Raw genomic sequence first — 14942 nt, 5'->3', positions numbered from 1 at the left:
ATCTTTGTCCCCTAACTTTCGGCGAGTCCCCCCAGACTTTTTGAGAAGCTTCTTATTGTAGGTAACTCAAATAAGCAACTACAAGCAATTTAAAAAGTTATTGATATAGGGTTTACTGAATTTTTATCTTTACCCTCGGCAATCATTCCTATCCTGAATCTACATTATATTGCATGGAATATTTTTACATTAGGAGATCTAAGCAAAACCCCATTTAATATTAACAATTCTGAAACAATTACTAGTAACTTATCATTAATTTAGCTGAGGCTATTATTTGACTATTCACAATTAAGTTTTGTAAATTTTTCTTACAAAATCCCCATAAATCGCCAAAATCTGAAACGATAAAGATAATAACTAGAAATTTTTAGATTACAGTAAACCACGATTATAAAATATTGATGATGAGACAACCCTTGATTCTCTCCCCTTGCTATCGTTTGGATGATGAAATAAACTGGTTAGACGGTATAGATCCTTTACGGCGTTATTGGTTAGCTGTTAATGGTGATAACCATATCAAAGCGGTGATTCCTGGGTTGTGTGTGACTTCTTGTCAAGAGTTAAAAGAAACGATTTTGAAACTTCGTGGTTTGCTTTATCAAGAAACAATGGTGATAAAACGCTCTTCGGGTAAGCTAGCAATCAACCGTGTTAGTGATAACTGCTATGCTATTCAAGGAAGGGTAGAAGGTGCTTTGACTTGGCATCTCTTTGATAAAGAAGCAATAGAAAGTCTATTATTAACTAGTCACCCTGATTGGGTTCCTTCAAAAAGGGATATAGAATTGGGGCGTAAACTATTACAGTCTGCCTTTGAGCAACCTTCCTATGCAGTATAACGAATCATAAAAAGATTTACTGCTAATCTTCCAGGAAAAATTTCATATAAAACAAAATAACTGTTTAAGATATAAGTCAACGGACTATATACGCTGAAGCGCAGATAAACACCTAAAATTTATTGATAGTGATTTAGTATTATGGACTATAATAAATAGTGATGAGAAAACAACAAAAATCATGGATTATAAATACCTATATGATTTACTAAAGAAAATAGACGGAAAAAACTATAAAGCATATAAAACTATTAAAGGAAAATATCTATTTCCCAAATTTAATCTTATCGTTGAACATATCCAAGGTGATCCTTTTGCTTCCCCTAGTAAACTTATTATTAAAATCCCTCACACTATTGCTAAATTTCCTGCAGATTTGTATAGAAATAAAAGTAGAAAAATTGCTTTAGAAGACTACTTAATTCGCCAATTTTACTATGCTTGCAAAAATATCAGTCATCCCAGAGGGACAGGAAAAAGTGGAAAAATTACCATTGTTAAAGTTGGACAAGAAATTTTAAAAAGGACAGCTGCCAACATTAATAAAAATGACATAGAAATTCGTTTTTCTGTGGGACTACCTGCAAACGGAAGAACTATTTTAGGTCATCAAGCAGCACAAATGTTGTCTGAAGATATACCTAAAATAGTTGAGCAAACATTACTATATCAAACTTTAAATTCTCAGGAAATCCAAACACAAGTCGAAACGGCAGAAGATGCAGATTTTATTCGTCAACAACTATCAACAAACAAGTTAATTTCTTTCATTGCTAATGATGCTATATTACCAAGAAAAAGCGGTATTGATACTGTTCCTTTAGAAACAGAAGCTATCCCATTCCAATCACCACAATCACTGGAAATTACTTTTGATACTCCAAATAAAGGTCTAATCAAAGGGTTAGGTATTCCTCAAGGAATTACCCTAATCGTTGGAGGAGGTTATCACGGAAAATCTACCTTATTGAAAGCCATAGAATTAGGAATATATAATCATATTCCTGGGGATGGCAGAGAATTTGTGATTAGCGATCCATCAGCAGTGAAAATTCGTGCAGAAGATGGAAGAAGTATTGTTGGTGTAGACATTTCTCCCTTTATTAATCAATTACCACAACAACGATCAACTAAAGATTTTACTACTACAAACGCAAGTGGAAGCACCTCTCAAGCAGCCAATATTATCGAAGCATTGGAAATTGGAAGTAAAGTATTATTAGTAGATGAAGATACTGCTGCCACTAATTTTATGATTCGCGATCATAGGATGCAACAATTAATCCTTAAAAATAAAGAACCTATCACTCCATTTATAGATAAAATTAAAGAATTAGATAGAGATCATGGCGTTTCAATCATATTAGTAATGGGAGGAAGTGGGGACTACTTTGATGTAGCAGATAGAGTTATTGCAATGGATAATTTCAAACCTTATGACGTTACAGAAAAAGCTCAAAAAATTGCTCAAGAAAATCCCAATCAACGTATCAGAGAGGGGGGCAATAATTTTGGTAGCATAACCCCCAGAATACCTTTACCTGAAAGCATAGATCCCAGTCGAGGAAAAAAGGATGTTAAAGTTAAAATTAGAGATGTGGATCAAGTAGTTTTTGGGACGGAGGATATCGATTTAATTGCTATTGAACAACTAATAGAGTCGGGACAGTTAAAGTCAATTTCAGCAGCTATAATCTACGCAAAAAACAATTATATGAATTGTCAAGATATGTTATCTGACATCATAGATAAAGTTATGAATGATGTTGATAGCGAAGGATTAGATATTCTAAGTGATTTTCCTCAAGAAGATTTAGTAATCTTTCGACGTTTCGAGTTAGCAGCAGCCATTAATCGTTTGCGATCGCTACAAGTTCAATAGTTGCTTTTTAATAAAATTAAAAATACTATTTAATTGAGATCCTATCGCAGATAGAGTAATAATTAGTAATATATTAGAAATTAAGAACTAAGAAAGAAATTAGTTAATTGAATTCAAGCATTGAAAAAAACAACAAGAATAAATCTATTAAACAAATCAAATGTCTGAAAAAAAGTTGAATTTAGAAGCATTAAAAAAGCGAATTGCTGCTTTACCTCCAGAGAAAAGGGCAATTTTTGAGCAACAGCTAAAAGCAAAAAATATAAAAATTCCTCAACAAACTATCCCAAAGCGACAGGATCTGCAAAATAGTCCTCTTTCCTTAGCCCAGGAAAGGTTATGGTTTTTACATCAATTAGATCCCGAAAATCCAGCGTACAATATTGCGATTGCTTGGGAATTTACTGGTAACCTAGACTACAATATATTAGAAAAAAGTTTTAACGAAATTATTAAACGTCACGAATCTTTAAGAACAAAATTCATGGTGCTTCAGGGCAAACCTGTTGTAGAAATAAAGCCTGATTTAACTATAGAAATACCAAAATTAAATTTAAAAAAATTACCAGAAGAACAACAAAAAAAAGAAGTAAAACGCTTAGAAAATAAAGCCGCAAAACGACCTTTTAATTTAGCAAATGGTTCATTATTAAGAGTTTGGATGCTGGAACTTAGCGACAAAAAATTCACTATATTGGTTGTTCTTCATCATATTATTGCTGATGGTTGGTCACGGGGTGTTTTATTAAAAGAATTAGCTAGTTTTTACAAAGGTTTTGCTTTGAGAGAGTCAGTTTCTTTACCAGACTTATCTATTCAGTATAGCGATTTTGCTGCTTGGCAAAAAAAATGGTTAGCAGGAGAAGAATTACAAGGACAATTAAACTACTGGAAGGAAAAATTAGCGGATGTTTCTGTTCTCAATCTTCCCACAGATTACCCTCGTCCCAATATACCTACTTTACGGGGAGGTATTCAGTCTTTTACTATTGAGCAACCTTTAACAGATAGCCTTAAAACCTTGAGTCGGAAGCATGGAGTTACCTTATTCATGACTCTTTTAGCTGCTTTTAAAATTTTACTTCATCGTTATAGTAATCAAGATGATATTGTAGTTGGTTCTCCCATTGCTAATAGAAATTGGTCAGAAATAGAGCCGTTAATTGGCTTTTTTGTCAATACTTTAGTGTTACGGAGCGATCTCTCTGGCAATCCTTCTTTTCTAACAGTTCTAAATCAAGTAAAAGAAACAACTTCTGAAGCATATCAACATCAAGATTTACCCTTTGCCAAGTTAGTAGACACACTGCAACCAGAAAGAGATGAAAGTTATAATCCCTTGTTTCAAGTAATGTTTCAAGTGCAGAACGAATCTTATCAACTGCAAAATGCCATATCTCCAGAACTAGCTATTCCAGGTTTAAAACTCTCTCAATCTTGGATAGATACCCAATCTACAAAATTTGATATGACTTGGCATTTAGTAGAAAGAGAAACAGGAATTTTAGCAGTAGTTGAATATAGTGTTGATTTGTTTAAAGCAGAAACCATCGAGAGAATGGTAGGTCATTTTCAAGTACTATTAAAAGATATTATTAGCAATCCTCAAGCAAAAATATCTCAACTGTCTTTACTAACCTCAAAAGAAAAGCAACAGTTACTATTTGAATGGAATATAACAGAACATAAAAAACTAGAAAACAGTTTAATCCATAGACTTTTTGAGGCACAAGTTAACAAGACTCCTGACAATATTGCTGTTACCTTTGCTGAGAAACAACTAACTTATGAACAACTAAATACTAAAGCTAACCAACTTGCCCATTATTTAAGAACTTTAGGAGTAAAAACAGAAGTAAAAGTAGGCATTTTGATGGAGCGATCGCCTGACCTATTAGTTGCTATTTTGGGAGTCCTGAAAGCAGGAGGTGCTTATGTACCTATCGATCCTACGTATCCCACAGATCGCATTACTTTTATGGTAGAAGATTCTCAAATAAAAGTGTTATTAATTAACGCCAAAAATAACAGAGATAATTTTGTAAATATATCCAAAATAGCGATCGATCAAGACTGGTTACACATTGCCAAACAAAGCAAAGAAAATCCTTTTGTCCCTATAGTTGCAGATAACTTAGCCTATATTATTTATACTTCCGGATCGACAGGAAAACCCAAAGGAACCTTAATCACCCATTGCGGACTTAGTAATTATTTAACATGGGCGATCGCCACTTACCCAGTAACAGAAGGTTGTGGATCTCCTGTTAACTCTTCCATTGCCTTCGATGCAACTATCACCAGTTTGTTTACACCGCTCTTAGTTGGCAAAAAAGTGATATTATTGCCAGAAACAGGAGAAATAGAGGAATTAAGCCAAACTTTTATCCATGAATTCCCCAGTTTAGTCAAATTAACTCCTGCTCACCTTAGCATTTTAAACCCCTTATTAGCCCAGAAATCAGAAATGCCTCGGGGTCATGCTTTAATTATTGGAGGGGAAGCTTTATCAAGGGAGAGTCTGACCTTTTGGCAACAAAATGCCCCCCAGACTCGCCTTATCAACGAATACGGACCAACAGAAACCGTTGTTGGTTGTTGCGTTTACCAGGTCCCATCTGAAGACTCTCAGACAGATAATGTACCCATTGGTCGTCCCATTGCGAACACCGAAATCTACATTTTAGACCGATACTTGCAACCAACCCCTATTGGTGTCCCAGGAGAACTCTATGTCGGCGGTTTTGGGGTTGCCAGAGGGTACTTTAACCGTCCCGACTTAACCGCAGAAAGGTTTATTCCCCATCCTTTCAGAAAGCAGGGAGAAACTTCGGATCGTTTGTATAAAACAGGGGATTTAGCCCGTTATTTACAGGACGGAACGATAGAATATTTGGGTAGAATAGATAATCAGGTTAAAATTCGAGGATTTAGGGTTGAATTAGGAGAAATTGAAGGAATTTTGCGGCAACATCCCCAAGTGAAAGAGGTGATCGCAGTTGTTCAAGAAGATAATAACAAAACTCCCCGTTTAGTAGCCTATGTTATGGTTTCTTCGGAAATAAGCGATCTACGGCAGTTTGTCTCCGAGAAACTTCCTGCATATATGGTTCCTAGCGTATTTATGACAGTCCATGAGTTTCCCTTGACGGTTAACGGAAAGGTGGATCGCAAGAAATTGCCTGTAGCTGATTTTTCTGCCAGAAATGTCAAAAAAGAGCTAATTGAACCGAGAAACCCCCAAGAGACAGCATTAACAGAAATTTGGAGAGACGTTTTAGGTAAGGTGGAGGTCGGTATTTATGATAACTTTTTTGAGTTAGGGGGTGACTCTATTTTGGGTCTGCAAATCATTGCTAGGGCCAACCAAGCAGGATTACAATTGACCCCAAGGCAGTTATTTCAGTATCAAACCATTGCTGATTTAGCCTCTGTTGCCACCATTGCCACCGTAACAGAAGTGGATCAAGGGATATTAACAGGTTCCCTCCCTTTGACTCCCATTCAACATTGGTTTTTTGAGCAAAGTTTACCTGAACCCGATCATTATAATCAAACCTTATTATTAGAGACAATTCCTAACCTTAACCCTAACTATTTAGAGAAAGCATTACATCATCTATTAATACATCACGATGCCCTGAGACTACGTTTTAGAAAACAAGGACAAACATGGGAACAGTTTTATGGAGATGTTGAAGATGATGTATGTTTTTTAACAGTTAATCTCGAAAATTTAGAGTCAAAAGCACAAAAAGATGCCATAGAATCGATTTCTAGTAAATTACAAACCATGTTAAACCTATCTCAAGGTCCATCGCTTCGAGGTGCTTGGTTTGACTTAGGAAAAGGTCATAAAAGTCGCCTTTTATTGATCATTCATCATCTTGTTGTGGATAGTGTTTCGTGGCGTATTTTATTAGAAGACTTGATCACAGTTTATCAACAATTATCACAACAAACAGAAGTAAAACTACCAGCAAAAACCACTGCCTATCAAACTTGGGCTAATGAATTAGTTAATTATAGTCAGTCCGAAAAGTTAGATAGTGATTTATGGTCAATCTCTGAGACATTTTCTCTTCCCATAAACAACCCAACCATAGACAATAATATCGTTGAACAAAGCGATCGCATCTCCTTAACCCTGAGTGTTGCACAAACTCGCGCCCTACAAGAAGAAGTCGCTTCAGCCTATCACGCTCAAATTAATGAGATAATATTGGCCGCATTGTATCAAACTATTTCCCAATGGATAGGTCAGCGATCGCTAATTATCGACTTAGAAAGTTATGGACGCGAAGACATATCCGAGAATATCAATCTTTCTCGTACCGTTGGCTGGTTTACCGCCATTTTCCCCTTAAAGTTAGAATTGAAATCTATAAATTCTTTAGGGGATGTAATTAAGTCTGTAAAAGAACAGTACCGTAAGGTAGTTAAACAGGGAATCAATTACGGAATTTTACGTTACATCGGTCAGAAAATCCCCAACAACCGAGAATCTCCCTTTAACTTTAACTATTTAGGCGAAGTTGATCGAATTACCTCTCAAGGGTTTATTCTGGGGGTTGCTGAGGAGTCAACTGGATGGGTTCGGAATCCCCAAGGAACTCGGCGTTATTTATTGGAAATAACAGGAGCGATCGTCCAGAAACAGTTACAATTAACCTTTACCTATAATAGACAGATTCATCATCGCCAAACTATCGAAGGGTTAGGGCAAAAAGTTGTTAGTACATTGGAAGCGTTTATTGTTCATTGTCAGTCTTCAAATACCGGCGGTTATACCCCCTCAGACTTCGCAGCTGCCAATCTCAATCAAAAACAACTCGACCAATTTTTGAATAAACTAAAACCTGGTATGAAAAAACGAAAACCTTAGCCAAGTATTAAAAAAACAGGGAAAAATTATCTTTCCCTGTTTACTGCAATATTAAATTGAAATGATTGACTACAAAATTTCCGTCGAACTCAGGTTAAATTAGCTCAAAATACCAAAATTATCAGCACTCAAACTATCTGCGTTTACCCTAAGCAGTTTAGCTAACTCATCATCTCCAAAAGCAATTACAGCATTACCATTTTCGTTGCTTAAAGTTAAATCATTGAAACTACCCACACCCAAACCTTCGATATTCAAAAGATCGTCTTCCAGGTCAAAATCAGTGATAGTGTTAGAGGATTCAGGAATCTCCGCATTCGCAATCCAGAATTGATCCAAACCGACACCCCCAGTAACAGCATTGTTACCCCCTAAGAGGAAAAAGCGATCGTCTCCTGCATTACCGAACACGCGCTCGTTACTCCCAACGATAAAAGTATCGTCTCCTGATTGTCCATAGAGACGGTTACCACCATTACCAGCAAAACTATCAATAACATCAATTCCTGCACCACCGAAGACAAGATCATCCCTACCATCAAAACCAGGGGTTACACCTGCATCTAGGGTTTCACCCTCGAGAGTACCAAACACAGGAGGTTCAGTCGCTACGGGTAAACTATTAACTAGAATTCTGGCAAAAGCTGTACTGGTCCCTTCATTACCATCAGAAATAGTATATTCAAAACTATCCTCCCCAGTAAAACCAGCATCTGGAATGTAACTAAAGCTTCCATCGGGGTTAATAGTGAGAGTTCCATTGTTGGGTTCGGTATTTCCAATAACACTTAACCCATCTCCATCAACATCTATGTCATTTCCTAACACCCCATCCGCAGGAATAGTTAAAGTATCATCTTCATCTACACTATATTCGTCATCGTTAGCTACCGGCGGATTATCCTCTCCTTCTAACACCGTTATAGTTACTGTGGCGGTACTGTTCCCTTCATTGCCGTCAGAAATAGTATATTCAAAACTATCCTCCCCAGTAAAACCAGCATCTGGAATGTAACTAAAGCTTCCATCGGGGTTAATAGTGAGAGTTCCATTGTTGGGTTCGGTATTTCCAATAACACTTAACCCATCTCCATCAACATCTATGTCATTTCCTAACACCCCATCAATAACGACAGTTAAGGTTTCGTCTTGATTTATGGTGTATAGGTCATCGGTAGCAACAGGCTCATCATCAAGAGGATTAACTGTTATAGTTATAGTAGCAGGTTCAGAATCTAGTTGCCCATCGTTCACTACATACGTGAAGCTATCTGTACCGTTAAAATCAGCACCAGGGACATATTCAAAAGATCCATCCTCATTTAGGGTTAAGTCCCCGTTGCTTGGTCCTGTTATTAAGACAGGAGTTAAAGCATCTCCATCAATATCTGTGTCGTTTGCTAATAATCCATCTGCTTGAAACTCGGCATTTAAAGTGTATTCACCTATTTCTTCACTGCCAAAACTGGTTACCCGTACAATATAGTTAATCCCTTCTTCTGGCATCAAGGTTAATTGAGAGTTTAGTCCATCAAAATCGTCATTAAAGTCTATGATATTCCCAGTATCAGCATCGAGAAGTTGTAAATAAGTATCAAATTCAGGAGAGTCAAGACTAATAGTTACAACACCAGAGTTTAAATTAATTAACTCATAATCATCGCTGAAACTCCCTGGCCTCAAAGGGTTATTGACATCACTAACACTCAAATCACCGATCACCGTACCGTTGTTAGCTGAGATTGTACCGACGACAACGACAGGGAAAGGATTGACCTCAATGGGAATAGCAAAAACATTATCATCTTCGTTGGTTTCTATTTGGTCGTTGAATTCGTCCGTAGAAACTAACAAAAAACTCCCCCCAATATTATCAGGAAGGATAAGGTTGCTGGTCAAATTGTAACTTTCTCCTCCTGCTAAGGGAATCTCAGGTAAAGAAATAAATTGATCGCCAATAAATATATCTGCATCGTCTAAGACATCATCTTCAGATAGATAAAATCCATCTATCCAGCTATCAAACAAACCTGATGCCGTCTCTGTCCCTAAATTAGTTACTTCCCAGGATACTTCTACCTCTCCCCCAGGGGTGAGTGTGGTAGGTGTAATGCTTCCATTGGTCACAGATAAGTTGACATCTGGGATATTGCCTTCAATGGGAATAGCAAAAACATTATCATCTTCGTTGGTTTCTAATTGGTTGTTGAATTCGTCCGTAAAAACCAACAAAAAATTCCCCCCAACATTATCAGGAAGGATAAGGTTGCTGGTCAAATTGTAACTTTCTCCTCCTGCTAAGGGAATCTCAGGTAAAGAAATAAATTGATCGCCAATAAATATATCTGCATCGTCTAAGACATCATCTTCAGATAGATAAAATCCATCTATCCAGCTATCAAACAAACCTGATGCCGTCTCTGTCCCTAAATTAGTTACTTCCCAGGATACTTCTACCTCTCCCCCAGGGGTGACTGTGGTAGGGATAATACTTCCATTGGTCACAGATAAGTTAACACCATTGCGTACTTGAACAGTTAGTGTTTCGTCTTCATTAACATTGTATCGATCATCACTAGCTACAGGAGCATCATTAACAGGATTAACTGTAATTGTTACAGTAGCAGGTTCAGAATTCAGTTCCCCATCGTTCACTACATAGGTGAAGTTATCTGTACCGTTAAAATCAGCATTCGGTATATATTCAAAAGATCCATCGTCATTTAAAGTTAAACTTCCGTTGCTGGTACTTTCTAGTAAAACAGAAGTTAAAGCATCTCCATCAACATCTGTATCATTATCTAAAACCCCATCCGCAGGAATAGTTAAAGTATCATCTTCATCTACACTATATTCGTCATCGTTAGCTACCGGCGGATTATCCTCTCCTTCTACCACTGTTATAGTTACTGTAGCGGTACTGTTCCCTTCATTGCCATCAGAAATAGTATATTCAAAACTATCTTCCCCACTGAAACCAGTATTCGGAGTATACTCGAAACTTCCGTCTGGGTTGATATTAAGGGTTCCATTATCGGGTTGGGTATTTTCAACAACGGTTAAAAAGTCCTCATCAATATCTGTATCATTTTCTAACACTCCATCCGCAGCGATATTTAAGGTATTATCCTCACTTACACTATATTCATCATCGTTAGCAACAGGATCATCGTTAGTAGGATTAACTGTTATGGTTACAGTAGCAGGCTCAGAATCTAGTTCCCCATCGTTAACTTCATAAGTAAAGCTATCTGTACCGTTAAAATCAGCATTCGGTATATATTCAAAAGATCCATCGTCATTTAAAGTTAAACTTCCGTTGCTGGTACTTTCTAGTAAAACAGAAGTTAAAGCATCTCCATCAACATCTGTATCATTATCTAAAACCCCATCCGCAGGAATAGTTAAAGTATCATCTTCATCTACACTATATTCGTCATCGTTAGCTACCGGCGGATTATCCTCTCCTTCTACCACTGTTATAGTTACTGTAGCGGTACTGTTCCCTTCATTGCCATCAGAAATAGTATATTCAAAACTATCTTCCCCACTGAAACCAGTATTCGGAGTATACTCGAAACTTCCGTCTGGGTTGATATTAAGGGTTCCATTATCGGGTTGGGTATTTTCAACAACGGTTAAAAAGTCCTCATCAATATCTGTATCATTTTCTAACACTCCATCCGCAGCGATATTTAAGGTATTATCCTCACTTACACTATATTCATCATCGTTAGCAACAGGATCATCGTTAGTAGGATTAACTGTTATGGTTACAGTAGCAGGCTCAGAATCTAGTTCCCCATCGTTAACTTCATAAGTAAAGCTATCTGTACCGTTAAAATCAGCATTCGGTATATATTCAAAAGATCCATCGTCATTTAAAGTTAAACTTCCGTTGCTGGTACTTTCTAGTAAAACAGAAGTTAAAGCATCTCCATCAACATCTGTATCATTATCTAAAACCCCATCCGCAGGAATAGTTAAAGTATCATCTTCATCTACACTATATTCGTCATCGTTAGCAATAGGAGACTCATTAACTGCTAAATTTACACTGATTGTTTCGAGAGAATCTTCAAACGCAGGAATTAAAGCAGATAATTGAGTTCCATCAAAGTCAGCTAAAGTAGTAAATGTTAGCTGTAAAACCAAAGTCCTTTCTTCAGGAAAACCAGTATTGTTTGGATCTGGAGTTACAGGGATACCGTTAAAAACTATAGCTTGTCTTGCATTAGTTTCATCTATTCCGTCATCGTTATTCCCATCTGGTGTAGGAATGGTAAATTGTTCGGTGAATCTTGGATCTGGATAAGTAATATTATCTAATTGTAATTCCAAATCATTGTAGAATACCCTTACTGTCAATTCACGGGCATTTGGATCTGTTTCTTCTCTAAAGACTTCATGAAAAATATTAAGGATAAATACTTCTCCAACGCCTAAATTGTCTTGGGGTGTTTCGATAGATAATTGTTGTTGTAGCATAGGTTTTTCCTTCTGAGATGTGACCTTGTTAAAGTAAAGATTAAAAATTTTTAGGGAATCAACAAAGAGACAAATTAATATTTTACACTGTTTCTGTTTAAAGTGGAACTAACTAAGTTACGAATGACATTTTATTCAATTTAATTTTCAGAAAAATAATTAAAAATCTTGATCACACAGCATATAAATATATTTTTTTTAAAACAATAGCTTTATCAAAAATATACATAAATTTTTTAATTAAATAAGCGAATATAAATTTTATAATTTGGATTCAGCAATCAATTTTTATTAATCTATAGACAAGGATTTCATCTTTCATTTAATTATTTATTTAAAGAACATCTACAGATTTACTTTATTGCCAGCTCTATGATATTGTTATCCAGATCCTTAAACCTAAAATGATAATGAATTTACCTGTTGTTTATCATCATCAATATGTAGTTCCTCTTCCTGATGGACACCGATTTCCTATGGGAAAATTTTCCTCGCTTTGTGAATTATTGCTAAAAGAAAACATTATCAATCCTAATAATATCTATACACCAGAATTTCCTGAAAAATCTTTATTAGAGTTAGTTCATTACTCTGATTACATTACCGGGTATTGCCAAGGAACACTAACAGAAAAAGAGCAAAGACGCATCGGTTTACCTTGGAGTGAATTATTAGTAAAACGGACTTGCATTGCCGTAGGAGGGACTATTTTAACAGCAAAATTAGCTTTGAAATTTGGCTTAGCTTGTAACACAGCAGGGGGGACACATCACGCTTTTCCTAATTACGGTTCGGGATTTTGTATCTTTAATGATTTAGCGATCGCTACTCGTGTATTACAGCAATTAAAGTTAGTTAAAAAAGTATTAATTATCGATCTCGATGTTCATCAAGGAGATGGAACAGCTAAGATATTCCAAAACGATATAACAGTGTTTACTTTTTCTATGCATTGTGAGTCAAATTTCCCAAGAGAAAAGCAGAAAAGTGATTTAGATGTTCCATTACCCCAAGGATTAGACGACGATGGTTATTTACAAATTTTATCTCAATATCTTCCCGATTTGCTATCACAAATTAAACCAGATTTAGTTTTATACGATGCAGGAGTTGATACTCATGCTAACGATCATTATGGTAAATTGAGCCTAACAAATGCAGGAATTTATCGCAGAGAAATGTTGGTTTTAAGTAGTTGTATTGCAGAAGGATATCCTGTTGCTAGTGTCATTGGAGGAGGTTACTCCAAAGATCTAAAAGCTTTAGTTTATCGTCATTCTTTGCTACATCGTGCGGCAAAAGATGTTTACAAATTCTATCAATTATAATTTAGATTCTTTGTAAGGTTTACTGCAATATTTAACAGTTATGACTTAAAATTTTAGCGAATATTTAAAACTTGATTTTAAAAACAATAGGCAAATTTTACCTTCTAAACCACACTAAAAAATCTTAACTTTTAATCCATCACGAGGACGAGGACTGGGAATTGTTATCATCTCTAAATTTTGGTCAGGTAATAGTTCCCAGTGACAATTAAGGACTAAAATACTAGCAAAAATTTTCATCTCTAATCCAGCAAATTCTTTCCCCAAACATTCTCTTAATCCACCACCAAAAGGAACATAACCAAAACTTTTTTGTTTATTTGCCATATTTTCAGGAGAAAATCGTTCAGGATCAAAGATTTGATAGTTAGGAAAAGTGTCATTTTGTTGATGAGTTTGAGCAATTTGATACTGTACCGTCCAATTTTTAGGGATGCGATAGCCTTCAAATTCAAATTCTTTAATTACTTTTCTAAAACCCCCACCCACTGGAGGAATTAGTCTTAAAACTTCTTTTAAAACTTGTTCTAAATAAGTCATTTCTTTAATTTTTTCTGGAGTTAGACTATCAGTATTATTTAGTTTCTCTTGCTCTTTCCTTACTTTATCTAGGATATCAGGATGCTGTGCCATCAATAAAACAAATGAAGACATAGCTGATGTTAATGTTTCGTGTCCAGCAAATAAAAGTAGTAGGATTTGGTCTTTTAATTCCTCTAAAGTGAGACTATTTCCTTCTTCATCTTTTGCTTCTAATAAGATACCAAGCGCATCATTTTGATGGCTAGGTTCTTGCTGTCTTTTTATAATAATTTTTTCAATTTCCTGTAACATTTTCTGACGACATTTCAAAGCTTTACCAAAACTTGTCCAAGGTAAATTGATTGGTAAACTAAATAATCCTTTGCACCAGGTTTCAAAATAAGTTGCTAACTTGGTTTGAGAGGCATTTTCAGTGCTAATTAATAGACTACAAGCAACATCAAACGTATAGTCTCTTAATTCTGGATACCAAGCAAACTCTTTTGTTTGTAACCATTTGTTCTTATATTTTTGTGTTATTTCGGTCATTTTTGGGATATAACTATCTAAAGCTCTGGGTTTAAAAGCTTGGAATAATAATGTTCTTCTGGAAGTATGAAAAGTCCCATCTTTAACCGCTAAAGATAATTTTCCTAACAGAATACGGGTACTTTTAGGCCAAGTTGAGACAACATATTTGTTTTCGTTACGAAATAAAAATTGATTTGCCTCTGCACCAATCATGGTGACAGTATCATTGCCAAAAATATTAGTCCTGAAAATATTACCATATTTTTTTAGTTTCTTTTTAGTAAAATCAGGATCAAAGAAAAAACTAACCGTTTCACCAATAAACGGTAATCCTTTATCTCCAGGAGGTAAGGATAGAGAACTTTTGCTGTTTAAGTGTGTCATGTTGTAATTAAGATCGTAAATTAACGTATCTTCTCAAAAAGCCAGGGGTCACTCGCTGCGAAAACTTAGGCCAAACA

6 protein-coding genes are annotated in these 14942 nt (G+C 35.8%); 4 read left to right on the top strand and 2 right to left on the bottom strand.

What is annotated here, in order from left to right; genetic code table 11:
* Window positions 1-404 precede the first annotated feature (404 nt).
* From P9B04_RS02510 to P9B04_RS02500, 3 genes are all read left to right on the top strand, one after another.
* Window positions 405-845 (top strand): hypothetical protein, encoded by a 441-nt coding sequence (locus P9B04_RS02510; protein ID WP_342053422.1) that lies wholly within the window; start codon window positions 405-407, stop codon window positions 843-845.
* A 181-nt stretch (window positions 846-1026) separates the two neighbouring features.
* Window positions 1027-2727 (top strand): ABC-ATPase domain-containing protein, encoded by a 1701-nt coding sequence (locus P9B04_RS02505; RefSeq protein ID WP_342053421.1) that lies wholly within the window; start codon window positions 1027-1029, stop codon window positions 2725-2727.
* A 160-nt stretch (window positions 2728-2887) separates the two neighbouring features.
* The gene (locus P9B04_RS02500) at window positions 2888-7612 is read left to right on the top strand and encodes an amino acid adenylation domain-containing protein (protein ID WP_342053420.1); all 4725 of its coding nucleotides are present in this window, start codon (window positions 2888-2890) and stop codon (window positions 7610-7612) included.
* A 99-nt stretch (window positions 7613-7711) separates the two neighbouring features.
* Here P9B04_RS02500 and P9B04_RS02495 read toward each other — a convergent pair whose 3' ends face one another.
* The gene (locus P9B04_RS02495) at window positions 7712-12100 is read right to left on the bottom strand and encodes an Ig-like domain-containing protein (protein ID WP_342053419.1); all 4389 of its coding nucleotides are present in this window, start codon (window positions 12098-12100) and stop codon (window positions 7712-7714) included.
* Window positions 12101-12510: 410 nt separating this feature from the next.
* Between P9B04_RS02495 and P9B04_RS02490 the strand changes: the two genes are divergently transcribed.
* A complete protein-coding gene (locus tag P9B04_RS02490; protein ID WP_342053418.1) occupies window positions 12511-13428 on the top strand; it encodes a histone deacetylase family protein in 918 nt (305 codons plus the stop codon).
* 114 nt (window positions 13429-13542) lie between these two features.
* On the opposite strand, the gene P9B04_RS02485 is transcribed toward P9B04_RS02490, so the two are convergent.
* A complete protein-coding gene (locus tag P9B04_RS02485) occupies window positions 13543-14865 on the bottom strand; it encodes a cytochrome P450 (RefSeq protein ID WP_342053417.1) in 1323 nt (440 codons plus the stop codon).
* Between the last annotated feature and the right edge of the window lie 77 nt (window positions 14866-14942).

The sequence above is a fragment of the Crocosphaera sp. Alani8 genome (assembly GCF_038442745.1).
Classification (GTDB): domain Bacteria; phylum Cyanobacteriota; class Cyanobacteriia; order Cyanobacteriales; family Microcystaceae; genus Crocosphaera.
The sequence above is the reverse complement of the archived record's forward strand: the minus strand, read 5'-3'. Positions and strand labels throughout refer to the sequence as shown.